Consider the following 24,103-nt stretch of genomic DNA (forward strand, 5'->3'; position numbering starts at 1 on the left):
GCGGGGCCCACGCACGAGGGTCGGGGGTCGCGTCGTCAACGACGCGACCCCCGGTCACCGTAGTGGTCGCCGGTACGGTAATGTGGCTGCTGTACGGGACGTGGCGCAGCTTGGTAGCGCACCAGACTGGGGGTCTGGGGGTCGCAGGTTCAAATCCTGTCGTCCCGACAGAGGTGGTAAAACCCGTTGCTCAGGCAGGTGAGCCTGCTCAACGGGTTTTTTCGTCGTAAGCCGCCGTCACGCCGGTCCGGCCGGACCGGAAAGCCCACCCGGCTGACGGCCGGAACCCGGTCCAACCGTCAGCCGCCGCCCCTGCGGTCGCCGCGTTCACGCACCCGCACCGAGATCGAGATGGGCGAACCGGCGAAGCCGAAGTCCTCCCGGAGCCGGCGTTCCAGGAATCGACGGTAGGACGACTCCAGAAAACCCGTCGTGAACACCACGAACCGCGGCGGGCGCACTCCGGCCTGGGTCGCGAACAGGACCTTCGGAACCCGCCCTCCACGTGCTGGCGGCGGGGTCGCGGCGACGACCTCACCCAACCAGGTGTTCAGCCGGCCGGTCGGGATCCGGGTACCCCAGGACTCCAGCGCGGTGCGCAGCGCGGGGGCGAGCCGGTCGGTCGCACGCCCGGTACGGGCCGAGACGTTCACCCGCGGCGCCCACGCGACCCGGCCGAGGTCACGGACGATCTCCCGTTCCAGGGTGAGCCGGCGGTCGGTGTCCACCAGGTCCCACTTGTTGAAGGCGAGGACGAGGGCCCGTCCCGCGTCGACGACCATCGAGATGACCCGCTGGTCCTGCTCGGTCACCGGCTCGTCCGCGGCGAGCAGGACGATGGCGACCTCGGCGGCTTCCAGGGCCGAGGCGGTGCGCAGCGACGAGTAGTACTCGGCGCCGGAGGCCTCCCGGACGCGACGGCGCAGCCCGGCGGTGTCGATGAACATCCACTCCTCGCCGCCGACCGTCACCAGCTCGTCGACCGGGTCCCGGGTGGTGCCGGCGACGTCGTGCACCAACGACCGCCGGCTGCCGGCGAGCTTGTTCAGCAGACTCGACTTGCCGACGTTGGGCCGGCCGATCAGGGCGACCCGCCGTGGGCCGTCGGACTCGGTGAGGATCTCGCGCGGCGCCTCGGGCAACGCGGCGAGCACGGCGTCGAGCAGGTCTCCACTGCCCCGGCCGTGCAGGGCCGAGACCGGGTGCGGCTCGCCGAGCCCGAGGCTCCACAGCGCCGCCGCATCAGCCTCGAATCGTACGTCGTCGACCTTGTTCGCCACCAGGATCACCGGCAGCCCGCAGCGGTGCAGCACCCGGGCGACCGCCTCGTCGGCGTCGGTGGCACCGGTGACGACGTCCACGATGAACAGCACCGCATCGGCGGTGTCGAGCGCCGCGCGGGCCTGCTCGGAGACCTGGGCGGCCAGCCCCGTCGCGTCGGGTTCCCAGCCGCCGGTGTCGACGAGGGTGAACCGCCGCCCGCTCCAGACCGCGTCGTAGGCGACGCGGTCACGGGTCACCCCGGGGACGTCCTCGACGACCGCGGCCCGCCGGCCGAGGATGCGGTTGACCAACGTCGACTTGCCCACGTTGGGTCGCCCCACGACGGCCACCACCGGTTGACCGATCCCGGGGCCCGCGAACTCGCCGTCGAGCTCGCCCGCGAACCCATCGGGGCCGCCGACGTCATCGCCGAGGCCACCGTCGGCAAACCGGTCGAACCCGGCCGCGCCGAGGTCCGTTGATAGGTCTTGTCCGCTCATCACTGTCACTGCCAACTGTCATCGTGGGACGGGGATCGCCTGTGATTCCCGGGCTCGGCGCCGGACACGCGAGCGTGGTCGGATCGCCGGGGGCTCTCACCCGCCCGTCCGGAGCGAGCAGCGATCTTGCTCAGATTNCCCGGCGCCGGCCCGGTCAGCTCCGCCGGTCCCGCCCGCCTCGCCGCAGGCCTTTCCGGCCCGGACGGTCGCCAGATGGTCGAGCAGGCGCACCCGGATGTCCTCCGCGACGGCGGCCAGCGCCTTGCGCGAGCGTGGGTTCGCCGGGACCTCCACCGCGAACGGCGCACCGAAGACCACCCGGATCGGCACCGACCGGCGCGGCCAGCGCGCCCCCCGGGGCAGGGCGGCACCGGTGTTGATGCAGGCCACCGGTAGGACGCGGCAGCGGCCGTGCACCGCGAGGTAGGCGATGCCGTGCTGGACCGCCGCCATCTCCCCGCTGCCCCGGGTGCCCTCGGGGAACAGCCCGATCGCCCCGCCACGGGAGAGCTCGTCCAGCGCGGTGTGCAGGGCTTCCCGGTCGGCCCGATCACGATCGATCGGAATCTGACCGCTGAACAGCAGCGCCCGGCCGAGCACCCCCCGGTACATCTCGACCTTGCTCAGGCAGCGCACGGTCCGTGGGGACTCGATCACCACCAACGGGCCATCCAGCCAACTGCTGTGGTTCCCAGCGAAGATCAACGGCTCGTCGAAGGGGACGTTCTCAAGCCCCTCCAGGCTGATCTGCATGACCACCCGGTTGAGGAACCAGCGGACCCCGGGCTTGAGGACGCGGTGCGGGAGGTCGTTGTAGATCGGTGACGCGGCACCCCGGTGGACCGGTCCACGCGCCACCCGGGCGGCCCGCCGGGCCGCCTCCGCGGCACGTTCGCCGGCACCGTCGTCCGGCCGAGCGGCCTCAACGCGGGGCGCCTCAACGCGGGGGTTCGACGTGGTCATCTCGTCCGGTTCGGCAGCTGCTCGCAACGCCGAAGCACCTCGTCGACGACTTCGGACACCGACAGGGCCGTCGAGTCCAGAACCACCGCGTCGGGCGGGATGGCCAGCGGGTCCGCCGCCCGGTTGCTGTCGAGCGCGTCGCGCCGGTCGAGTTCGGCGAGGGTCCGGGCGACGTCGTCGACGCCCTTCTCCCCGAGCTGGCGGGAGCGACGCAGCGCACGGACCTCGGTCGAGGCGGTGAGGAAGACTTTGATCTGGGCGCCCGGCGCCACGACCGAGCCGATGTCGCGACCCTCCACGACGATGCCGCCGGCCGGCAACGCGGCGGCGATCACCTGACGCTGTTGGGTGACGAGCAACGCCCGCACCGCCGGCACCGCCGCGATCGCACTGACCGCGTTGGTCACCGCGCGGGTGCGGATCTGGGCGTCCACCCCGACACCGTCGATGGCGATCGAGGGCTCGTCCGGGTCCGTACCGACCGAGATCACCGCCCGCTCGGCCAGCTCCGCGACCGCCGCCGAGTCCTCGATGTCAATCCGCTGTTCCAGCGCGAGCTGGGTGACCGCGCGGTACATCGCCCCAGTGTCGAGGTACCGCAGGCCGAGGCGGCGGGCGATCTCGCGGGCCACGGTGCTCTTCCCCGACCCTCCGGGACCGTCGACCGCCACGATCAGACCCTCGGCCCCGCCTTCGTGGACCGCGGGACCATCTCCCTCGGACCCGAGCGGCGCAGACGTTCCCTCCCGGCTGTCGGTGACCGTGCTTCCCGCCGACAGCGCAGACCCGTGGTCGGGCTTCACCCGATTCCTCCGTCCCGGTCACATAAAGAGTCGTCGGATCGCGCCCCCGCGGATGCCGACATGTGCAACCCGGATCAGGCTACTCGGTACGGCATCAGGATCGCCGGTATGCNGTCCAGCCGTTGAGCGTCAACCGGTCGACGAGCTCGTCCGCGGCCGTCGGATCCACCGCGAGCTCGACGATGCCGGCGGGNGCGTCAAGGCTGTGCTCGAAGGGCCCGACATCCTCAATGTTGATCTGCCACTGGCTGATGAAGCCGACGAGCGCGGCGAGCTGGCCGGGTCGGTCGTCGAGCACGACCCCCACCCAGCCCCAGGACTGCGCCGGGGCGCCGGGCTTGCGCGGAAGCAGCGCACGGCCGGCCTGGCCGCCCCGCATGAGCCGGGAGACCGCGGCGGTGACCTCGTCACCGGAACCGGTGTCGAGGACGTCGGCGAGCGCGGTGAGCTGGGCGCCGAGGGAACGCACCCGCTCGGCGATCGGGCCGCGGTTACCCTCGATGATCCCCGACCACAGCTCGGCGTCGCTGTCGGCGAGCCGGGTGGTGTCGCGGAACCCCTGCCCGACGAAGGGCACGTCCCGTTCCGGCAGCCCGACGAGCGCCCCCGCGAGCGCGCTCGCGACGATCTGGGGCACGTGGGAGACCGACGCCATCGCCGCGTCGTGACGCTGCGGGGTGGTCCGCACCGGCGTGGCCCCGCAGGCGAACGCCAGCGCCACCGTGGCGTGCACCGCGGCCGACCCGGTGTGCGGGACGGGACAGACCGCCCAGACCCGCTCGGCGAACAGGTCCGCCCGGGCGGAGACGGCCCCGTGCCGTTCCCGGCCGGCGATGGGGTGGGCCGGGCACCACGTCGTGAGGTCGCAGCCGAGCTGGACTCCCTCGACCAACGGTCGGACCTTGACGCTGCCGGCGTCGCTGATCGTGTCCGCGAGGCCGGAGCGGGCCAGGGCGCGTACCTGGACCGCGACACTCGGCAGTGGGGTGGCGACGACCGCATGATCGACCCGCTCCCCCGCCCACGGCCGCCCGGCCCCCATCTTCTCGGCAAGCGCGACCTGTGCCTCGTCCACGTCGCGGAGCAGGACCTCGACGCCCCTTGCCGACAGCGCGAGACCGATGCTGGTCCCGATCAGGCCCGTGCCGACGACCCCGACCCGGCGCAGGCGCGGAAGGCGTGCGGCATCCCATTCCAACCCGACCATGGCCTTGATCCTAAAGCCTCGGGCCTAGAGACCGACGCCGTGATACAGGGCGCCGATCTCGTGACGGGTGAGGTGACGGGCCCGCCCGGCGCGCAGGGTTCCCAGCGACACCGCCCCGAACCGGGTGCGCACCAGTCGATGCACCGGGTGGCCGACGGCGTCCATCATCCGGCGGACGACGTGCTTGCGCCCTTCGTGCACGACGACCTCGACCATCACCCGTCCGTTCGCGTTGTCGACGATGCGCGCCGAGTCCGCGCGCACCGGGCCGTCGTCGAGTTCGACCTCCGCGCGCAGCTGGCGCAGGACGTCACGGCGCAGCGGACCGGACACCTCGACGAGGTAGGTCTTGGGGACGGCGAACGAGGGATGGGTGAGCCGGTGCGCGAGCTCTCCGTCGTTGGTGACGAGCAGCAGCCCCTCGCTGTCGGCGTCGAGCCGGCCGACGTGGAACAGCCCGCCGCCGAACTCCGCGAGCAGATCCGCGATCGTCGGCCGACCCCGGTCGTCCGACATCGCCGAGAGCACCCCGCGCGGCTTGTTCAACGCCAAGTGGACCAGGCCCGTCCGGGTGACGATCCGCTCACCGTCGACCTCGATGAGGGCGGTTTCGGGATCGACCCGGCGGCCCTGCTCGCGCACCACGGTGCCATCCACCCGGACCCGACCGGCAGCGATCAACTCCTCGCCGTGCCGGCGGGAGCCCACCCCGGCGGCGGCCAGCACCTTCTGCAGCCGGATGCCCTGGTCCTGGGGCCCGTCCGGGCGGTCACCGCTACTCATGACGGGAACCTGGTACTCATGACAGCAGCCCGATACTCATGACGGGAACCTGGTACTCATGACGTAACAATGTCATCAATCTCATCGATACCGGGCAGCAGGGGGGCAAGCGGCGGCAGTTCGTCGAGCCCGCGCAGCCCCATCCGTTCGAGAAAGTAGTCGGTGGTGCCGTAGAGGATCGCGCCGGTCTCCGGATCGTGCCCCNCCTCCTCGACCAGGCCGCGGGCGGTGAGGGTGCGGATGACGCCGTCGGCGGAGACACCCCGCACCGCCGAGATCCGCCCCCGGCTCACCGGCTGCTGGTAGGCGACGACGGCCAGGGTCTCCAGCGCGGCCTGCGACAGCCGGGCCGACTGGCCGGCGAGCACGAAGCGCTCGACCCAGGGGGCGCACTCGTCCGCGGTGTAGAAGCGCCAGCCGCCACCGGTGTGCCGCAGTCGGAAGCCACGGCCGTCGCGGACATACTGCTCGGCGAGCTGCGCGAGCAGCCGCTCGACCTCCAGCGCCGGGGCGCCGAGGCCAGTCGCGAGCTCCGCGACGCCGACCGGCTTCTCCGCGACCATGAGGACCGCCTCGAGCAACGCGCCCAGCGGCGGCCGGGCCTCCCCGGCAGCCCCGGCCTCCCTGGTCACGACGCCACCTCCCGCGACTCCTCCTGCGCGTCCCCACCGTACCGATCAGATCCGAACAGCCCGTGGCCGATCGGCGGGGCGTCCGCCTCGACCGCCGGATCCAGGGCGATCCAGCGCACCGTCAGCTCGCCGAGCGGGACCTGCTGGTCGAAGGAGATCCGGCCCTCGCGGAAGAGCTCCAGCAGCGCCAGGAACCGGGCCACCACCTCGATGGTCTGCCGACAGCCGACGCACAGCATCCCGAAGGTCGCGGTGCCCACCTCGCGCAGCATCGCGATGACGGCGAGCATGTGCTCCCGCACGCTGATCCGGGGCAGGTGCACGTGATCGGTCGCAACCAGCGGCGGCAGCGGCGGCTCACGCAGCCGGGCCGCGAGCGCCGCGAGCTCCGTCGGGCCGATGCCGATCTGGACCTCCGGCAGCGCGGCGGCGTAACGGGGCTCCAGGGGTACCGCCCGGGGGGTGTGGCGCGCCTCCAGGGCCATGAGGCCGGCGAAGAGCGCCGCAGCCTCCTTGTACGCCTTGTACTGCAGCAGCCGGGCGAAAAGCAGGTCGCGGGCCTCCAGCAGGGCCAGGTCCGCCGACTCGTCCTCGGACAGGGCGCCCGGCAGCAGCCGGGCCGCCTTCAGGTCGAGCAGGGTCGCCGCGATCACCAGGAACTCGGTGGCCTGGCCGAGGTCGAACCGGTCCCCCAGCCGCCGGATGTGCGCGACGAACTCGTCGGTGACTTGGGAGAGCGCGACCTCGGTCACGTCGAGGCGATGCTTGGCGATGAGCGAGAGCAGCAGATCGAAGGGGCCGGTGAAGTTGTCGAGTTCGACGACGAAGGTCTCCGTGCGCCCACCACGACCCGTCGGCACGCCGGTGCGCGGGGCGGCCTTCCCGTCGGTCTGGTCAGCCGGAGCGGCCTGGTCAGCCGGGGCGGCGCGAGACCGGGTCATGGCGCCACGCTACGCCCCGGCGGCGTCGACGTGATCATCATCACCCCAGGTTGAGGCCTATCAGCGAGGCGAGTCCCCGCAGCAACGGGCCGATGAGCTGGCCGACGACCGAGGGGAATCCGACGAACAGCACCGGCAGCAGCAACAACGCCAGCAGGATGCCCAACCCGATGTTGCGCTCGGCCAACTGGTACCGGGCGTTGCGCCAGCCAGCCGTGGTCGGACCGAGCAGGAACAGCAACCGCCCGGCGTCTGTCGGGGGGACCGGGACGAGGCTGATGATGAACATCGACCCGAACGTGACGGCCATCCACAACGCGAGCTCGGCACCGAAGCTGTTCGGCACCGTCACCTCGGTGACGCGGTCACCGAGTCGCACCAGCCCCGGCTCGCCGAGCGGCTGGAACACCGCCAGGGAGGCCAGGGCGAGCAGGAGATACGTCAGCGGCCCGGCCAGGACGGCAGCGGCCACGTGGAACCGGCGGCGCCGCCACACGTCGTTCATGGGCACCGACTCGGCCCAGCCGTAGCCGACGACGAAGACGGCGACTGCGCTGAACGGGCTGAGCCGGTCCTTCAGGCCCGTCATCATCCGCCCCGAGCGCATCGGGGTCGGGTCACGGACCAGCCGGGCCACGAGCACCTGGGCGGCGTCGTGGGCGAAGATCCCGATGAGGAAGGCGAGGAGGATCCCGAGAAGCGCCGCGGGTTCGGCAAGGTGGAACAGCACGTCGCTACCTTTTCGCCCCGATCGCCTCGTTGTCCCGGTTCAGCCGACGGCTGGCGGCGTGTCGTGCCGGACCATCAGTTCCCGGGCGAGTCGCCGGTAGCCGGCAGCCCCCACCGACGTCGGGGCGTAGGTGGTGATCGGCTCGCCGGCCACCGTGGTCTCCGGGAACCGAACCGTCCTGTTGATCACAGTGTGGAACACCTCGTCCGGGAACCGTTCGACGACCCGGGCCAGCACCTCCCGGGCGTGCAGGGTGCGGGCGTCGTACATGGTGGCCAGAATGCCGGCGAGCTCCAGGCGCGAGTTGAGCCGCTCGCGCACCTTGTCAATGGTCTGCAACAGCAGCGCCACTCCCCGCAGCGCGAAGTACTCGCATTCCAGCGGGACGATGACGGCGTCCGCCGCCGTCAGCGCGTTCACGGTCAGTAGGCCGAGCGAGGGCTGGCAGTCGACGAGGATGACGTCGTACTCGTCGAGGATCGGCGCCAGCGCGCGGGCGAGGCTGTGCTCGCGGCCGACCTCGGTGACCAGCAGCACCTCCGCGGCGGACAGGTCGATGTTGCTCGGCAGCAGGTCGAGCCCATCGACCTGGGTCTCGACGATCACCTCGCGGACGTCGGCGTCCCCGCCCAGCAGGAGGTCGTGCACTGTCAGGTCGAACTGCATCGGGTTGACGCCGAGCCCGACCGACAGCGCACCCTGAGGATCGAAGTCGACGAGGAGTACCCGCCGGCCGTACTCCGCGAGAGCGGCACCCAGGTTGATCGTACTGGTGGTCTTGCCGACCCCGCCCTTCTGGTTGCACATCGCGACGATCCAGGCGGGACCGTGCGACGTCAGCGGGGGCGGGACGGGAAACGACGGCAGCGGCCGTCCGGTGGGTCCGGGCTCGCCCACCCCCGCATCGACACTCTCACCGCCGGCCTCGAGCCGCCCGTCCTCGGACAGGCGGGGATCACCGACCGTCACCTCCCCATAGAAGCGGCGGGTCGGTGAGGCGACGGACGACGTGTCGGTGAAACGGACCACTGAGGGATTGCTCCTTCTACAAAGAGCAGAAACGGACCGGTAGGAGCGTACCGACACCGACCCGTTCTCGGTGGCGCCGGGTGGCCGTAAAGCGGCGTGTCGCGCCATGAGCGGCGTGACCACGTTGGACGGACCCCACCTGTGTTGGACGGACCCCACCAACGGAGGTAGGAAATCAGACACCGGGGGGTGACCGCTCCGGTTCGACGAGGGATTCATCTCTCCGATCAGTGCTCGAGGAGACTCGAGGAGAAGGGATCCGGGATGGGCGCGCAGACGGTGGAAGCGGTGGTGGCCCGGGAGAAGGGCGCCGCGGTCTCGCTGGAGCAGATCGTTGTTCCAGATCCGGGTCCAGGCGAGGCACGGGTACGGGTGCGCGCCTGCGGCGTATGCCATACCGACCTGCACTACCGCGAGGGCGCGATCAACGACGACTATCCGTTCCTGTTGGGGCACGAGGCGGCCGGCACCGTCGAATCGGTGGGCGAGGGCGTGGTGGGTCTGGCCCCGGGTGACTACGTGGTGCTGGCCTGGCGGGCCCCCTGCGGAACCTGCCGGGCCTGTCGGCGCGGCATGGCCTGGTACTGCTTCGACTCCCGCAACGCGCGAAATCCGATGACCCTGGCGGACGGGACGCCGCTGGCGCCGGCGCTGGGCATCGGCGCGTTCACGCCGCTGACCCTGGTCGCCGCGGGCCAGTGCGTGCCGGTGGACCCCGCGGCCCGGCCAGAGGCGGCCGGGCTGATCGGCTGCGGGGTGATGGCCGGTTTCGGTGCCGCCGTGAACACCGGCAGGGTCACCCGGGGTGAGACGGTGGCGGTGATCGGCTGCGGCGGGGTCGGCGGCGCGGCGATCGCCGGCGCCTCGATCGCGGGAGCGCGGAAGATCATCGCGGTCGATGTCGACGACCGGAAGCTCACCTGGGCCCGACGCTTCGGTGCCACCGATGTCGTGAATGCCACGGCAGACGATCCGGTGGCGGCCATCCGGGCGCTCACCGACGGCTTCGGCGCCGATGTGGTCATCGATGCGGTGGGCCGCCCGGAGACCTACCGCCAGGCCTTCGACGCCCGCGACCTGGCGGGGCGGCTGGTCCTGGTGGGTGTACCCGACCCGACGATGACCGTGGAGCTGCCGCTCGCCGAGGTCTTCGGCCGCGGCGGTCACCTGTCGTCGTCCTGGTACGGCGACAGCCTGCCGAGCCGCGACTTCCCGATCCTCATCGACCTCTATCGCCGGGGCCGACTCGACCTCGACGCCTTCGTCACCGAGACCATCGGGATCGGCGACGTCGAGGAGGCGTTCACCCGGATGCAGCGCGGCGACGTGTTGCGCAGCGTCGTCATCCTCTGAGTCGTCGTTCACCGGGCCGCCATCTACTGAACCATCGTTCACCAAGCCTTTGCTCACTGGCGAGCTTCGTTGGCGGCGGGTCCACCCGGAGCCGGGAACCGCCGGATACGGTCGACCCCACCGGGTGCACCGCCGTCCGACGGCACCCGCGACACGCGCAGCGGGCAGCGGGCAGACCGATCGGGTCGAGGAGGGGACGCAATGATCGTCAATACCGGGCTTCGGGTGGATCGGGTGATCACACGCGGCGACTTCACGCTCGACGGTCAGTCGTTCACGGTCGACAACAACGTCTGGCTCGTGGGAAACGACGACGAGGTACTGGTCATCGACGCCGCGCACGACCCGTCGGTGATCGCGGCGGCCATCGGCACCCGCGTGGTCACATCGATCATTGCTACACACGGTCACAACGACCACATCAATGCGGCGACGGAGCTCGCGGACCTGGTCCGGGCGCCCATCGCGCTGCACCCCGCCGACGTGGTGCTGTGGAAGGCGATCTATCCGCACCGGGCGCCCGACCACGCGCTCGCGGACGGACAGCTCATCAGCCTGCCCGAAGGTGGAGCACTGCGCGTCCTGCACACCCCGGGCCACTCTCCCGGCGGGATCTGCCTGTTCGGGGAGATCAACGGCGACCCGGTCCTGTTCAGCGGCGACACGCTCTTCCGCGGGGGTCCCGGGGCGACCGGGCGATCCTACTCCGATTTCCCGACCATCCTGGCCTCGATCCGTACCAGACTGCTCACCCTGCCCGCGCACACCGTCGTGCACACCGGTCACGGCGACGACACGACCATCGGCGAGGAGGGTATCGACTACGACGACTGGGTGAGCCGCGGCCACTGAGCGGCCACTGAGCGGCCACCGAGCGGGCGCAACCGGCGCGGGCACGACCGAGCCGGTCAGCGGCCGCTGACCGGCCGCTTCCCCGCATCACCGCCTGGTGTGCGCACCGGACCCCGGGTGTGCGCACCAGGCTAGAGTCGGCCCGCGGTGCGCCGGGTGCCGCTGCTCTGCCCGCGACGCGCCGCCCACATCGGGGAGACGATCGCGACTAGCGCGACCGCGACACCAACCTGCAGGATGTGCCGGATCCAGTCGAAGCCGCCGGTGTGGCGCACGCCGAGCGCGCTCGCGATTACGTTACCCACCAGCGCGCCGATGATACCGAACCCGACCGTCAGCCAGAGTGGGATGTTCTGCCGACCCCGGACGATCAGACGGGCCAGAAGACCGATCACCAGACCGGCCAGAACGATCCAGAGAATTTGGAACACCGAACACCCTCCAGAGCCTGAGTCTGCCTCCTCTTCGTCTCCATGAACCCGGCTGCACAAACACCGCGGGCACCCGACCTGCACCGGATGCACAAACCTTCCTTATTTGGTTTTTTCCTGGAAAATAGGCCCAATCCGGCGGAACGCCGCCCGTCCGTCAACGCGGAAGATCCCGGACGTCGACGGCCCGCAGATTGATGTTCGCGAATCCCTGGTGCATTCCGGGTACCAGGTCGACCCAGAAATAACCACGCAGCCGGTAGGAACCCTGCACGTAGCCGAAGGAAGCACCGCTGTGCGCCATCTCGGCAAGGCGGTACGTGCTCCCGAAGCACTCCTTCCCCGGCTCGAAGCCGGGCGGCTCCCCCGGCCCGAGCGCCCCGCACGCGTCGAAGAGGGTGAAGTTGGGCCGGTTGTCCCCCCCAAAGTCCGGTCCGGGGTAGAAGGCCCCTTCGTTACCCTCGGCGAGGGTGGAGATGTCGAGGAAGATGATCTGGGTGTCGTGGGCGGCGACGAAGTCGGTGAACGCCTTGGCCTGTGTGAGCTGGCCGACCGTGCCCCGGAACCCGGGGATCGGCCGCCCCGACGACAAACCGGCGGGAGGAACGATGACAGAGGGTGAGGGGAGCCCCAGTGGCCCAGGAGTACGTCCCGATCGGGCCGGGACGTCGTCACGCGACGACGGGGTGGGTGGCACGTCGTGCGGGCCGGGCTCCAGTTCCCCGCCCGTCGCCCGGGAGCTGGCGGCCGTCCCGGGGGCCCGCGGACCGAGGTCGCTGGCGGCCTCGGATGCGCTCAGGGCGGCCAGGCCCGCGAGTGTCGCGGCCAGGGCGGCCAGACCCGCGGTCCGGCGCGGGTGGCGTCGGGCGCGGGCCCGCCGGCCGGACAGGGGCCGCTTCGCCCCGGCGGAAGCTACCTCGGCGGAAGCGGCCACATCATGATCATCTCCAGTCGGCCGGCCACCGGCCGGACCGTCATCCTCGCCGGGCGCGGACCCGCGGACCCGCCCAAGCTCGCCAACCTGCCCAAGCTCGCCAACCTGCCCGGACTCGCCAACCTGCCCGGACTCGCCAACCTGCCCGGACTCGCCCGCCGGACCACCGGTCCCGAGTGGCGCCCGGTCCGCTGTCCCCGCGCCGTTTGTCCCCGCGCCGGCGCTCTCCGGCGCATCGAGGCGGATCTGCGTCTTGGCGTCGTGGGTATCCTCCTCCACGGCCGGCAGAAGGCTCCTCACACGGGTCGCCACCGGTGGAGCGAGCCAGGCGTCCCGCAGTATCCGGCGTGTCTCGCGCCCCGGGTCGCCAGTAGACCCGATCAGCACGCGCAGCAACGCGTGGGCGCTCGGCCGGGCCATGGGCTCCTTGAGCAGCGCCGCGCGGACCGCTGGGCGCAGGGCCGGCGGAACATCCCCGGTGTCGGCCTCGTCGTGGACCACCCGGTACAGCAGTGCGTCGGGCCGGCCGGTGCCGAAGGGGGGTCGCCCCGACGCGGCAAACAGTACCGTCAGGCCCCAGGCGAAGACGTCCGCCGGCGGGCCGATCTCGCCGCGTCCAGTGACCTGCTCCGGGGCCATGTAACCCGGGCTGCCCAGCAACACCCCCGTCCTGGTAGCGGCCGTCGCGTCGACCGCCGCCGCGATGCCGAAGTCGATCACTTTCGGGCCGTCCTCGCTGAGGATCACGTTGCCCGGTTTCAGGTCCCGATGGACGATGCCGGCGTCGTGGATGGACTTCAGGGCCTCGGCGAGCCCGGTCGCCAGCGCCATGACGACCGGCATGGCCAGCGCGCCCCGGTCGGCGATCGCCTCGGCGAGGCTCTGGCCGTGGATGTGCTCGGTTGCCATCCACGGATCCTCGGCGTCGGGATCGGCATCGACCAGCCTCGCGGTGCAGGCACCGTCGACCGCCCGGGCGGCCGCGACCTCGCGACGGAACCGGCTGCGGAACTCGGGATCGGCCGTGAAGTCCGACCGGATCACCTTGAGGGCGACCGGCCCTCCGGTCTCGTCGTCGATGCCGAGGTAGACGACTCCCATACCGCCGGAGCCGAGCCGCGCGGTGAGCGTGAACCGGGCGATCCGCTCCGGATCGCCAGAGCGCAGCGACATCGCCGGCACCGCGCCCTCCCTTCCGTCGAGCTTTCCGCCGCGAGCCGACCGACAGCCGGCGAGGATTGGCCGCCGGGGCCGACCGCAGCTCCGAACGTTCCGACGCAGTGGCCGAGGCAACGGTCGATGGAGCATCCCGACAGGCCCGGAGCTCCCGGCCGAGGCACAAGCGGTCGATCCCGACCGATCGGCCTGGCCTGCCGGTTCCAATCAGTTCCGGGGAGCCGACCCAACGACTCGATCCCGGTTGCCACGTCCACCGTGCCAGCTAAATCTGTGACGGATCTGTGACGGAGATGTGACGGTCCGCGCGGTCGAATCACAGCGAGCAAACGAGTCCTGCCCGTGAGCGGATTCCGAGATTCGGAGATCAGGAGATTCGAAGATCAGAAAATAGTTTGATGTTCGCGTAGCCGGATCAGGTCCGGATCCTGCTCGATCGCCTGGATGTCCTCGGCCCGGGCATGGGTGACGAAGTGCTCCATGGGTACTTCGACGAACAGCCCTCGGGCCCGGACCGCGACCCGTCCGGTAGGGCTGTTCAACCGTCCCTCGCCACTGGCGTAGACCCGCCGGCCGAGCACGCCCTCGACCCGCGCGCTCAGGTGCAGGACAGTGCCCACGGGTACCGGCCGCAGGAAGTCCGTCTCCAGCCGGCCGGTCACCAGGCTGGTCCGGGTCAGATGCCCGAGCGCACCCAACGCCTCGTCGAGGGCGCAGCTGAGCAGGCCCCCGTGGGCGAGGCCCGGCGCTCCCTGATGATGCTCGGTCACCTCGAACGTCGCGCACAGCGCGAGCCCGGCATCGGCGTCGACCCGTAGGTGCAGTCCGTGGGCGGACTGGTCACCGCAGGCGAAGCACCGCACGTAGTGGGACGGCAGCACGGTGCCAGGCGCCGGTGCGTTCGCTGGACGTGGCGGGAGTTGTGCTCCCGGTGGCAGATCTGTTCGCAACGGCGTCACGACCCGGACTGTACCGACGCGGTGGGATCCGCCTGGCATCTTGCCGACGTCCCTTCCACCAACCGGCTACACCAACCGGCTACCGGCCGACCCGCGGCCAAGGACTCCGCTCAGCTACCGGCGGCTGGCCGCGCGACGCAGGTGGCGCAACTCGCGGCGCAGCCTGATCTGAGGAATGACACCGATGAGTAGGCCAACGACGAGACCGGCGGCGGCCGAGGCGGCCAGTGCACCCGCGACCGACATCTGCTTGGTCGAACCGAACAGCCAGATGCTCACGCGCGCGTCGTTCTGCACGACGAAGACCACGACAGCGATCGCGATGAGCAGCACCAGCACGGTGATCGCATAGGTGGTGTAGGCAACCCCGCGACGCGGGGGCCGGGCGCCGCCAGTGGGCGCACCCGGGACGCCGGGAGAATCCGGTGCGCCCGGGTGGACCGGCTGGTGCGGCACGGGCGCCACCTCGCCTGAACCACCCGGACCGCCCGGACCGGCTCGACCAACCGAACCAACCGGAACCTGGCCGGCGGGCGTTCCAGGAGGCGAGGCCGCGGGGGTCTGCCCGGCCGGCGCAGGCGCCGCGGGCGCGGACGGAACGGCGGACGGAGAGGCCACACGCCCCGCGTCGCCGAACCCTTGGCCCGGCTGCTTCGGTCCCGTCATGATCTTCCTGTTCCTCGACCCGCCGCCATCCCGCCCGATCGGCCGGCTCCGCGCACCGACAGCCCGATCAGCCCTACGCCCAGGAAGCGTGGACCGGGAAGCACTCTATACTGAAGGAAGCGGACGAGTTGGCCGGGCGGCCGCGTCGGCGCCGGCCGGTCCGGCGTCGCCGAGGAAAGTCCGGGCTCCACAGGGCAGGGCGGTGGGTAACACCCACCCGGGGTGACCCGCGGGACAGTGCCACAGAAAACAGACCGCCGGTGCCGGTCCCGGCGCCGGTAAGGGTGAAACGGTGCGGTAAGAGCGCACCAGCGCCCAGGGTGACCTGGGCGGCTCGGTAAACCCCGCCCGGAGCAAGGTCAGAAGGCCCGTGGCCGTCACAGGTCGCGGACCGCGCAGGCGTTCGAGGGCTGCCCGCCCGAGCCTGCGGGTGGACCGCTGGAGGCTGCCGGCAACGGCAGCCCGAGAGAGATGGTCGCCGCCGGCGAGCCGTGAGGCGAGCCGGTACAGGACCCGGCTTATAGGCCACCTCGTCCGCCTCAGCGGCCCGACCGCTCCCCGGTTTGTACAATCTGGGGATGAGTGAGATGCCGATCAGCGAGGCACGCGACCACCTCGGCGAGATCGTCTCCAAGGCGGAGCACGCCCGGGAGCGGATCGTCCTGACCCGTCACGGTCGCGCGGTCGCGGCAGTAATCTCCATAGAAGATCTCCGTGAGCTGGAAGCGGCAGAGGACGAAGCGGATCTCGCCGTCGCCCGAGAGGCGCTGGCCGCCGAGGAGCCTCGCGTACCCCATGCCGACGTCCTCGCCGAGTTCGGCCTGAACTGACGTGGCGCACACCGTCGAGTGGGCGACTGCGGCGCTGCGAGAGCTGCGCAAGCTCGACGCCTCCGCCGCTCGACGGATCCTGATCGCGGTGACACGACTCGCGGCGGAACCCCGCCCCTCCGGGGCCCGGGCCCTCACCGGCCAACCCACCGGGATACTGCGGATCAGAGTTGGTGAATATCGGGTGATCTACCAAGTCGACCACACCCGCGTTCTCGTCACGATCGTTCACGTCGCCCATCGACGTGAGGTGTACCGGCACCTCTGACCCGAGCGACTCGACACAGTGATATCAAGATCGCCCATCACCTGCCTACGTCCACGACAGGGCCGCTGTCCATGGCGCGCGTTCTATCGACGGATCGGGCCGAACCTGGTCATCGGTGTCGAGGCCGACACCGATCCGAAAAGCCGTCAGGTCGGCCGAAGAACGTCTCGACGACGTGGAGGGTGACGCATGAAGCTCGCAGCTCTCAAGCCTCTCGACCAGGTCATTGAGGACAACCGCGCGGATGCCGAGTTCCGTGACGCACCGGACCGCAGGGCTTTCGCCCGCGACGTTGCGAACAAGGTGGTGCGATACCGCACCGAGCACGGTCTAAGTCAGCGTCAGCTGGCGGCTGTCGTCGGCCTGGTGCAGCCCCAGATCGCCAGGCTGGAGAGAGCCGACCACCAACCCTCCTCCGACACTCGGCGCTGATCATCTCTGGAGGGATCGAAACGCTGGGTCGCCGTCCTCACCTGACTGGTCGTTTCTAGCCATGATGTGGTGACACTGCTACGGTAGGTGGCAATGTCGATCGAACGGCCGGATGCGAGCGTCGATGCGCCGGCCGCTCCCTGGAGACCGGGGGCTGGGCCGAGCCAGGCCGAGGTGAAGGCGCGGCTGCTCGACCGGCTCACATCACCGGAGGCAGGCTCCCCCGTTTCCGCCGACGGCACCGAATCCGATGGCTTGGCATCCGCAGGCTCGGCCCCTGAAGGCTCGGCGCGGCCGGAGACGGAACGTTCCAGGATCGACGCCAAGCTGGACGCGCTCGACCGCCGGAACACCTCGGATGATCGTGCCCCGTGGCCGGCCGACCGTCGGTCGGTAGAGGACACGCGGTCCGCCGATCCTTCGCCGGTGGAACGCAAGCTCGCGCTGCTCGACCGCGGGCCCGGCGGTGAGATGGACGCGGCCAGGAAGCAGGATCGGCCGGCCGGACCGGAGAAGCTGGGGTGGCGGCTCACGAGGATCTGGCGGGAAAGCCTCCCGACTCGAGATGGACGCGCCTTCTTCGAGAAGTCCGACACGGACATGCGGAGGACCGCGATGGCCGCCGAGCCGGTCCCGGGAACCTACACAGCCGACCTGCATGGCGACCCGTCGGGATTCCGGGTCGGCAAGGTCGCGCTCGACGCCCGGCAGCTCGGCGCGCTCATCCGCGCCGACGAGAACTGGCGCGGCCGACCGGTGCGGCTGCTGTCCTGCGAGACCGGGCAGGGCGACAACCCCGTGGCCCAGAAGGTCGCGGACGAACTCGGGGTCGCGGTGACGGCACCGACCGAGCTGGCCTGGGCCGACGACCGCGGTAACGTGTGGACGACATCAAGACGCCGTAACGAGTTCGGTGTCCTGGAAGAGACCATTCCATACGATGGCGCCTGGATCGACTTCCATCCGAAGACCAAGGGTGATGACAATGCCTCTGATTCGCGGTGACCTCAAGGTAGCGAAGGTCTTCGACGGCACAGCGGACGGAGTTCCCTTCATCGTCGACCGCCTAGACCTGCCGGCTGGTCGTGAGCGTTCCGATTTCCTCGCCTACCTGCGGCAGGGTGCGGTCATCATGCGCGCCGCCGGTCTCGATGTCGACCAGTTGGACGAGTCACGCGAAAAAAGAGTGCCGATTGCTCTCCTGACAGACGGGGAATGGGTCTGGGACGCATCGATCGCCTATTATCTGGAGGAGCACGATCTTCCGCCGGAGCCGGCGTTTCTCGACTATCTCCGCGGCCGGGACTTCACGTATGTGGCGCCGACGGAGGAACAGGTCAGCGCCGCGGCGGCGGCCCTGCGGGCGCGGTAGCGCCGCGGGGCCGGCAGCCTCGGCCCTGACCCCGCATCAACCCGCCTGAGCTGCCCCTATTCGCCGTAGATCGTCTGGCCCGCCAGGTGATGGGTGTCGTTGAACCCGCGTAGCACCGCCGGGCCGTCGGAGTACCAGTCGATGGTCGTCATCGACACCAGATCCAGGTGGAGGCGGTAGAGCACGGCCGGTTCCGCCGCCAGCGCCAGCTGGGCCAACCCCTTGATCGGCGTGACGTGTGAGACGATGAGGACCCGCCCGCCTGGCTGCTCGGCGAGCAGCCGGTCACGCACCCGCGCTACCCGGGCCACGGTGGCGATCAGGCTCTCCCCGCCGGGCGGCGGGACGTGCGGGTCGGCGAGCCAGGCATTGAGCTCATCGGGGAACTTCTCACGCACCTCGGCGAAGGTCAGCCCCTCCCAGGCGCCGAAGTCGGTCTCCCGCAAATCGTCGACGACGACGTAGTCGCGGCCGAGGGCCTCGGCGGTCTGCCGGGCCCGCTTCAGCGGCGAACTGACGACGAGATCGAACGGCTCGTCGCGCAGCCGGTTCGCTACGGCCGCGGCCTGGCCGAGCCCGACGTCGGTCAGGGCCGCCTCGACCGTCCCGCTGAAGCGCTTCTCCACCGAGAGCGGGGTCTGCCCGTGACGCAGCAGCACGGTCGTCGTCGGCGGTGCGGGCGGCGCCATCCAGCCGGAGAGCCGGTTCGTCGTCGGCGCGTGGTGCGGGACCGGGTCCGGGGACTGCGGGACCGCGGGTTCCCAGGCCCGCCCGGCGGCGGCGGCGTCCATCGCCTCGTTCGCGAGCCGATCGGCGTCGGCGTTGCGCGCGCGGGGCACCCACTGGAAACGGACCGCGGGGAACCGGGCGGCGAGTTCCGTCGCCTCGGCCACCAGCGGCCGCATCGCCGGATGCTTGACCTTCCACCGGCCGCTCATCTGCTCGACGACGAGCTTGGAGTCCATCCGGACCTCCAGCTCGGCGTCCGGGGCGATCTCAGCGGCGGCCCGCAGCCCGGCGATCAGCCCGGAGTACTCGGCGACGTTGTTCGTGGCGCGCCCGATCGAGTCCGCGCGCTCGGCCAGCAGCTTCCCCGAGCCGGCGTCGCGGACCACGGCCCCGTAGCCCGCCGGGCCCGGGTTACCCCGCGACCCGCCGTCGGCCTCGATGACCAGCCTGCGCACGGTGCCCATCTACATGCTCCCCTCGTCTACCCCCGAGGCGGGGGTCCCGCCGACGGTGTTACAGCCCCGATTCGGGGGTACGGACCAGGATGCGCCGGCACTCCTCACAGCGCACCACCTCATCCCCCGGCGCCGCCGCCACGGCGCGCAGGTCGCCGCCCGACAGCTCAAGATGGCAGCCCTGGCAGCGGCGGCGCAGCAGGGCCGCGGCGCCCACTCCGCTGGAGGACGCCCGGATCCGCTCGTACAGCGTGACCAGCGCCTCGGGCAGCTCCGGGACGAGAGCGTCGCGGTCATGGCGCAGCCGCGCCACCTCGGCATCGAGCTCGGCGTAGGCCTTGTCCCGCGCGGCCACCGCCGCGTCGAGCTCGGCCTGCAGGGCTGATCGCTGCTGGGACAACGCGGAGAGCCGGCTCTCCAGGCCCTCGACGATCTCCATCTTCTCGAGCGCGTCGTCCTCGAGCACGCCCTGACGACGGGTCAGCGAGGCGAGCTCCGCCTGCAGGTTCTCCAGCTCACGCGGCGTCGAGACGGCGCCGGAATCAAGCCGCTGGGAGTCACGGGCCGAACGGGTCCGCACGAGGTCGATCTCGTTCTCCAGCTTGCGCTGGGCACGCGCGACGTCGCTCAGCTCGGTCCGCACCCCGACGACCTCACCGTCCAACGAGGTCAGCGCGGCGGTGCGCTCGGTGATGACGGCGTGCTCCGGCAGACCGCGTCGGCGGGCCACCGACCGGTCGATACCGGTGTCGAGCGCCTGCAGATCGAGCAGGCGGAGCTGAACTGCTGGATCGGCCTTCATCGATTCCTCACTGGTACGCCTGAACGACTACACCTGGCCGACCTGACCAGACCCGACGCGGCGCCCTCCGTGACCCGGGCCTCCGCGTGACCCGGGCCTCCGCGCCGCCGGCACCGCCTACCGGGACGGAACGTGCACCCGCCAGGGATCGGTCACGATAGCGGATACCGACGTGCTCACCGTACGTCCCCTCGCACGCAGACCGGTGTGCAGGCGGGTGGCGGCCTGGCTCAGCCAGGGCCATTCACTCGCCCAGTGGGCGACATCGACCACCACGACCCCATGCGCACCGACGGCGTCGAGGACGTGGTGATGCCGGCCGTCCGCGGTGACGAGGACGTCCGCTCCCGCGGCCTCGGCTGCGGCGACCAGTTCNCCCCCCGAGCCGCCGCACNCCGCGATCCGCCGGACGAGCCGGTCCGCGGTACCCGTCGCCCGGACCCCGCCCGCCGTCGCCGGCAGCGCTCGGACGACCCGGGCGCAGAACCGTTCCAGGGACTCGGCCGCGGGCAGGTCACCGATCCGGCCGAGGCCCCAGCACACGCTCGCCCCGCCGACACCGCCCTCATCACCGACACCACCCTCATCACCGGCGCTGCTCCCGGCACCGCCCTCGTCGGCCCCGGCACCGCCCTCGTCGGCCCCGGCACCGCCCTCGTCGGCCCCGACGTTCGCCGGGGCGGACAGCGGGGCCGGGGCGGACAGCGGGGCGACGTCACGCAACCCCAGCGCGTCGGCAAGCGCGTCACTCACGCCCGGCGCGGCGACATCGGCGTTCGTGTGCACGGTGTACAGGGCGACGCCGGCCCGGATCAGGGTGGCAACGACCCGCCCGCCCGGACCGGTCTCGGCGACGCCGTGCACTCCCCGCAGGAACAGCGGGTGGTGGGTGACGAGCAGCTGAGCTCCCGCCGTGACGGCCTCGGCCGCCNCCTNGGGGGTCGGATCCACCGCNAACAGGNCCGCCGAGGCCGGCGCGTCCAGATCACCCACCGCCAGTCCCACCGCGTCCCAGGACTCGGCCCAGGACGGAGGGAAGAAACGCTCAAGCACGGCCACACAGTCACGCACTGTCGCTGACGGAAAGGTCACCACCGTGACCCTACCCGCTTCGTCGCAGCGACCTGCCAGCCGGTCACGCTGTCCGGTGCCACACCCGGGCGCCGTGGGGGCGGTCGTTCCGGCCCCGTAACGTCACCGGTGGCAACACGCCTGCGATGTGCTGGCGAGCCGCGAGGAAAGGGCAGTCGTCATGGCGGACGTTTCGGTGCGATTCCAGGTGGCGGGGGATGCCGAGATCGTGCTGAACCTCGCGACCCCGCAGGCNGTCCGGCTGGTGGAAGCCATCATGCGCAAGGTGGCCGAGGCCATGGGTGCGCCGGAACGGCCCGCCGTCGGGGCCATGTGGCCCGACGTGCCATCGGCGCAGGCATCGTTCGCTCCGGACCGGCGCTGAGGCGCTGAGGCACTGAGACGCTGAGACGCCGAGACGCCGAGACGCCGAGACGCCGAGGCACTGAGACGCCGAGCCACCCGGGCGGCTGCCCGGCTCCGGCCGGGTGGACGCCCGCCGCCGGCTATGTTGGCGCAATCCCTCTAAACAAAGCAGGCGAAGGCACCAGATCGGCACTCTGCGTACTTGTTTCCACAAAAGCCGGCACAACAAAGCCGCAACACGATACAACTCCGCACAGCCATCCCCACCGAAAGGAAAACGATCAAGTATGGCGGGGGNCGTACCNGCCGACGAACACGCGCTCATCATCTCGGCCGGAGGGGAGACGGGCCGAGCACTCCGTGCGGCGTTCGCGGCGATCGCACCCACCGACGCGTCCTCGGATGACGGGGTAGACCAGACCGCCGAGGGCGACGGCTCGCCAGCCGATCCCACCCTGGCCAACGAACGACGGCCGCTGCACCGCTACGGCAGGGTCCACGTGTTGGGCCAGCCTCGGGGCACCTCCACGGCGACGGCGGAGCGCACCGCCGCCCGGCTGGCGGCGGCGGTACTCCCCCCCGCGGACGGCAGCGTCGTGTCGACCACCGGGGTGTCGCCCGGGCTGAACCGCGCCGAGACGCTCGGGCTGGACGCCTTCCGCCTGCGGGCCAGCGCCGCCTACCGGCAGCTCAAGCAGGAACGTCCCCGCGACGGCCGGCCATGGGACATGGACCGGCCCTGCACCGACATCCCGCCGCCCCGGGGCAGCTCGCCTGATCCGGACCAGCCGACACCACATGCCCAGCCGACACCACATGCCCAGCCGACACCGCATGCCCAGCCGAACGGGCGGGCCGAGGCCCAGAGCCCGACCTCCGCGCCCACGGACACCCGGGCCACGGACACCCGGGCCACCGCGCAGATCGCCCAGGCGTCCTCCCCCACCAGCGCGGCGCTGGAGGGATCGGTGGCCGTCGGGCTGATCCTCGTGGAAGGGCCGACCACCGCGCTGCAACTGACCGCCGCGGAACGCACCAAGATCGTAGCTGAGGTGCAGAACGGGTTGTCCTGGTACGCAACCACGAACCCGGCTGCCGACCTGACCTTCCACTACGACATCCAGATCGTGCGGCTGTCCGTCCCACCGGACCCGAACGCGCCCGACCTCGAGGCGCTGTGGCGTGACCCCACCATGAGCCGGCTCGGCTACGCGGCCAGCTTCGACGGCGTCTACGACTACGTCGACGCGCTCCGGTCCCGGCTCGGCACCCGGTCCGCCTACTGCGCGTTCTTCACCAAGTATCCGCTGGGATACTTCGCGTACTCCTCGGTGGGTGGCCCCCGGCTCGTGATGTCCGTCGACAACGACGGCTGGGGACCGGACAATATCGACCGGGTCTTCACCCACGAGACCGGCCACATCTTCGGCGCTCCGGACGAGTACGCGGGCGCCCAGTGCGACTGCGGCGGTCGGTGGGGGGCGTTCCACGCCCCGAACGGCAACTGCGACGCCTGCGCGCCCGCGCCCGTCGACTGCCTGATGCGCTCGAACAGTTTCGCGCTGTGCCGCTACACCCCCAGCCACATCGGCTGGGGCCACGGAGTAAGCGGCAACCCGGCGCTCGTCCAGGCCAGGGGGCTCGGCCAGATCGGCAACTTCGACGCCGTCGTCCCGTCGGCCTTCGCCGGGCTGACCCACGTCTGGCGGGACAACGACGCGGCNGGCTTCCCCTGGATGGCCCCGTGGCAGACGGCTCAGGAGCTCGGCCGGATCGATGCCGCCACCATGATCCAGAGCACCCTGGCCAGGCCGGGACCCCTCGAGGTCGCCGTCCGGGTCGGCTCGACGCTGTACTTCCTGTGGCGGGACTCCACCGGCGCCTTCGCCTGGCACCCGCCGACCCGCCTCGTCCAGGGGGTGGGGGGCGTTCCGTCGCTGGTGCAGAGCCGGCTGGGCACCAAGGGCAACTTCGAACTGCTCGTGCCCGCCGCGGACGTCGGCATCCTGCACCTGTGGCGCAACCATGACATCCACGGATTTCCGTGGAGCACTCCGAAGCTGTTCGGCGCGAACCTCGGGCGCGTCGACGCCGTCAGCCTCATCCACGGCACGCTGGGCGGCGGCAACGGGATGCTGGAAGCGGTCGCCCGGGTCGGCAACCGGCTCGTGCACCTCACCCGCGACAACGGGGCGGTCTGGCGCACCGGCCCCGTCTTCGCCGAGGGCGTGACGGGCAATCCGGCGCTCATCCAGAGCGCCTTCCCCGACGGCTCCCGCAACTTCGAGGTGGTCGTCCCCGCCGCGGACCGCGGGCTCATCCACTTCTACCGGAACAACGGCGCGCCCTCCCCGGGCTGGAGCGGACCGCGGCCGTTCGCACCGGAGCTGGGCCGGGTGGACGCCGTCTCGATGATCCAGAGCAACTTCGACGGGCATCTGGAGGTGCTCGCCCGCGTCGGCGACCGGCTCCACATGGTCTGGCGTTCGTCGGGCCCCGGTGCAAGCTGGTCGGTCCCCCGGCGCGTGTTCTGAGCCGCCGCGCGTGTTCTGAGCC

General features: G+C 71.2%; 25 protein-coding genes, 1 tRNA gene and 1 other RNA gene. 11 read left to right on the forward strand and 16 right to left on the reverse strand.

The window, feature by feature from the left end:
• The first annotated feature begins 94 nt into the window (after positions 1-94).
• Positions 95-168 (forward strand) — tRNA-Pro (locus ALLO2_RS06785).
• A gap of 131 nt (positions 169-299) precedes the next feature.
• Here the strand turns inward: ALLO2_RS06785 and der are convergent.
• The 9 genes from der to ALLO2_RS06830 form a co-directional block, all read right to left on the reverse strand.
• Complete coding sequence (gene der / locus ALLO2_RS06790) at positions 300-1,763, reverse strand: ribosome biogenesis GTPase Der (protein ID WP_011435900.1); 1,464 nt, start codon at positions 1,761-1,763, stop codon at positions 300-302.
• Positions 1,764-1,859: 96 nt separating this feature from the next.
• A complete protein-coding gene (locus ALLO2_RS06795) occupies positions 1,860-2,726 on the reverse strand; it encodes a 1-acyl-sn-glycerol-3-phosphate acyltransferase (protein WP_084588369.1) in 867 nt (288 codons plus the stop codon).
• The gene (gene cmk / locus ALLO2_RS06800; protein WP_011435898.1) at positions 2,723-3,529 is read right to left on the reverse strand and encodes a (d)CMP kinase; all 807 of its coding nucleotides are present in this window, start codon (positions 3,527-3,529) and stop codon (positions 2,723-2,725) included. Before cmk ends, ALLO2_RS06795 begins: the two co-directional genes overlap by 4 nt.
• A gap of 94 nt (positions 3,530-3,623) precedes the next feature.
• Positions 3,624-4,736: a prephenate dehydrogenase gene (locus ALLO2_RS06805; protein WP_011435897.1), complete on the reverse strand. Its 1,113-nt coding sequence runs from the start codon at positions 4,734-4,736 to the stop codon at positions 3,624-3,626.
• 24 nt (positions 4,737-4,760) lie between these two features.
• Positions 4,761-5,519 carry a pseudouridine synthase gene (locus ALLO2_RS06810; protein WP_023840520.1) on the reverse strand — a complete coding sequence of 253 codons (759 nt, stop codon included), beginning with the start codon at positions 5,517-5,519 and terminating at the stop codon, positions 4,761-4,763.
• A gap of 56 nt (positions 5,520-5,575) precedes the next feature.
• The gene (scpB, locus tag ALLO2_RS06815) at positions 5,576-6,151 is read right to left on the reverse strand and encodes an SMC-Scp complex subunit ScpB (protein ID WP_035730569.1); all 576 of its coding nucleotides are present in this window, start codon (positions 6,149-6,151) and stop codon (positions 5,576-5,578) included.
• Positions 6,148-7,092 carry a ScpA family protein gene (locus ALLO2_RS06820; RefSeq protein WP_011435894.1) on the reverse strand — a complete coding sequence of 315 codons (945 nt, stop codon included), beginning with the start codon at positions 7,090-7,092 and terminating at the stop codon, positions 6,148-6,150. The genes scpB and ALLO2_RS06820 overlap by 4 nt, the downstream gene beginning before the upstream one ends.
• A 40-nt stretch (positions 7,093-7,132) precedes the next feature.
• The gene (locus ALLO2_RS06825; protein WP_011435893.1) at positions 7,133-7,822 is read right to left on the reverse strand and encodes a M50 family metallopeptidase; all 690 of its coding nucleotides are present in this window, start codon (positions 7,820-7,822) and stop codon (positions 7,133-7,135) included.
• Positions 7,823-7,861: 39 nt separating this feature from the next.
• A complete protein-coding gene (locus tag ALLO2_RS06830; protein WP_011435892.1) occupies positions 7,862-8,851 on the reverse strand; it encodes a ParA family protein in 990 nt (329 codons plus the stop codon).
• Between the two features lie 264 nt (positions 8,852-9,115).
• Here ALLO2_RS06830 and ALLO2_RS06835 point away from each other — a divergent pair, with 264 nt between their 5' ends.
• The gene (locus tag ALLO2_RS06835; protein WP_011435891.1) at positions 9,116-10,204 is read left to right on the forward strand and encodes an S-(hydroxymethyl)mycothiol dehydrogenase; all 1,089 of its coding nucleotides are present in this window, start codon (positions 9,116-9,118) and stop codon (positions 10,202-10,204) included.
• 201 nt (positions 10,205-10,405) lie between these two features.
• A complete protein-coding gene (locus ALLO2_RS06840; RefSeq protein WP_011435890.1) occupies positions 10,406-11,056 on the forward strand; it encodes an MBL fold metallo-hydrolase in 651 nt (216 codons plus the stop codon).
• A 131-nt stretch (positions 11,057-11,187) separates the two neighbouring features.
• On the opposite strand, the gene ALLO2_RS06845 is transcribed toward ALLO2_RS06840, so the two are convergent.
• The 4 genes from ALLO2_RS06845 to ALLO2_RS26960 all read right to left on the reverse strand — a co-directional run bounded on the left by ALLO2_RS06845 (position 11,188) and on the right by ALLO2_RS26960 (position 15,012).
• A complete protein-coding gene (locus ALLO2_RS06845) occupies positions 11,188-11,487 on the reverse strand; it encodes a GlsB/YeaQ/YmgE family stress response membrane protein (RefSeq protein WP_011435889.1) in 300 nt (99 codons plus the stop codon).
• A gap of 157 nt (positions 11,488-11,644) precedes the next feature.
• Positions 11,645-13,594, reverse strand: a complete 1,950-nt coding sequence (locus ALLO2_RS23140; protein ID WP_052154518.1) for a serine/threonine-protein kinase — start codon at positions 13,592-13,594, stop codon at positions 11,645-11,647.
• A gap of 386 nt (positions 13,595-13,980) precedes the next feature.
• On the reverse strand, positions 13,981-14,595 hold the full coding sequence (locus ALLO2_RS06855; RefSeq protein WP_011435887.1) for a PaaI family thioesterase: 615 nt from the start codon (positions 14,593-14,595) through the stop codon (positions 13,981-13,983).
• A 75-nt stretch (positions 14,596-14,670) separates the two neighbouring features.
• Positions 14,671-15,012 (reverse strand): lipopolysaccharide assembly protein LapA domain-containing protein, encoded by a 342-nt coding sequence (locus ALLO2_RS26960; protein ID WP_023840523.1) that lies wholly within the window; start codon positions 15,010-15,012, stop codon positions 14,671-14,673.
• A 334-nt stretch (positions 15,013-15,346) separates the two neighbouring features.
• On the opposite strand from ALLO2_RS26960, the gene rnpB reads away from it, so the two are divergent.
• The 6 genes from rnpB (at position 15,347) to ALLO2_RS06885 (ending at position 18,124) form a co-directional block, all read left to right on the forward strand.
• Positions 15,347-15,759, forward strand: an RNA gene (gene rnpB / locus ALLO2_RS23155) — RNase P RNA component class A.
• Positions 15,760-15,800: 41 nt separating this feature from the next.
• Positions 15,801-16,052: a type II toxin-antitoxin system Phd/YefM family antitoxin gene (locus tag ALLO2_RS06865; protein ID WP_232234943.1), complete on the forward strand. Its 252-nt coding sequence runs from the start codon at positions 15,801-15,803 to the stop codon at positions 16,050-16,052.
• Between the two features lies 1 nt (position 16,053).
• Positions 16,054-16,320, forward strand: coding sequence for a type II toxin-antitoxin system RelE/ParE family toxin (locus ALLO2_RS06870; protein ID WP_023840524.1), 267 nt, complete (start codon positions 16,054-16,056; stop codon positions 16,318-16,320).
• A 189-nt stretch (positions 16,321-16,509) separates the two neighbouring features.
• Positions 16,510-16,752, forward strand: coding sequence for a helix-turn-helix transcriptional regulator (locus ALLO2_RS06875; RefSeq protein WP_023840525.1), 243 nt, complete (start codon positions 16,510-16,512; stop codon positions 16,750-16,752).
• A 93-nt stretch (positions 16,753-16,845) separates the two neighbouring features.
• Entirely contained in the window at positions 16,846-17,757 is a 912-nt protein-coding gene (locus ALLO2_RS06880; RefSeq protein ID WP_023840526.1) for a hypothetical protein, read from the forward strand.
• Entirely contained in the window at positions 17,738-18,124 is a 387-nt protein-coding gene (locus ALLO2_RS06885) for a hypothetical protein (protein WP_023840527.1), read from the forward strand. Before ALLO2_RS06880 ends, ALLO2_RS06885 begins: the two co-directional genes overlap by 20 nt.
• A 56-nt stretch (positions 18,125-18,180) precedes the next feature.
• Here the strand turns inward: ALLO2_RS06885 and ALLO2_RS06890 are convergent, their stop codons facing one another.
• The 3 genes from ALLO2_RS06890 to ALLO2_RS06900 all read right to left on the reverse strand — a co-directional run bounded on the left by ALLO2_RS06890 (position 18,181) and on the right by ALLO2_RS06900 (position 21,202).
• On the reverse strand, positions 18,181-19,317 hold the full coding sequence (locus tag ALLO2_RS06890) for a bifunctional RNase H/acid phosphatase (RefSeq protein ID WP_011435880.1): 1,137 nt from the start codon (positions 19,315-19,317) through the stop codon (positions 18,181-18,183).
• Positions 19,318-19,366: 49 nt separating this feature from the next.
• Complete coding sequence (locus ALLO2_RS06895) at positions 19,367-20,110, reverse strand: zinc ribbon domain-containing protein (RefSeq protein WP_011435879.1); 744 nt, start codon at positions 20,108-20,110, stop codon at positions 19,367-19,369.
• 117 nt (positions 20,111-20,227) lie between these two features.
• Positions 20,228-21,202 (reverse strand): Nif3-like dinuclear metal center hexameric protein, encoded by a 975-nt coding sequence (locus ALLO2_RS06900; protein ID WP_035730657.1) that lies wholly within the window; start codon positions 21,200-21,202, stop codon positions 20,228-20,230.
• A 160-nt stretch (positions 21,203-21,362) separates the two neighbouring features.
• On the opposite strand from ALLO2_RS06900, the gene ALLO2_RS06905 reads away from it, so the two are divergent.
• Both ALLO2_RS06905 and ALLO2_RS06910 read left to right on the forward strand, forming a co-directional pair.
• Positions 21,363-21,566: a hypothetical protein gene (locus tag ALLO2_RS06905; RefSeq protein WP_011435877.1), complete on the forward strand. Its 204-nt coding sequence runs from the start codon at positions 21,363-21,365 to the stop codon at positions 21,564-21,566.
• Positions 21,567-21,834: 268 nt separating this feature from the next.
• Entirely contained in the window at positions 21,835-24,081 is a 2,247-nt protein-coding gene (locus ALLO2_RS06910; protein ID WP_035730572.1) for a hypothetical protein, read from the forward strand.
• Positions 24,082-24,103 lie beyond the last annotated feature (22 nt).

It is taken from the genome of Frankia sp. Allo2 (assembly GCF_000733325.1).
GTDB classification, from domain to species: Bacteria; Actinomycetota; Actinomycetes; order Frankiales; family Frankiaceae; genus Frankia; species Frankia casuarinae.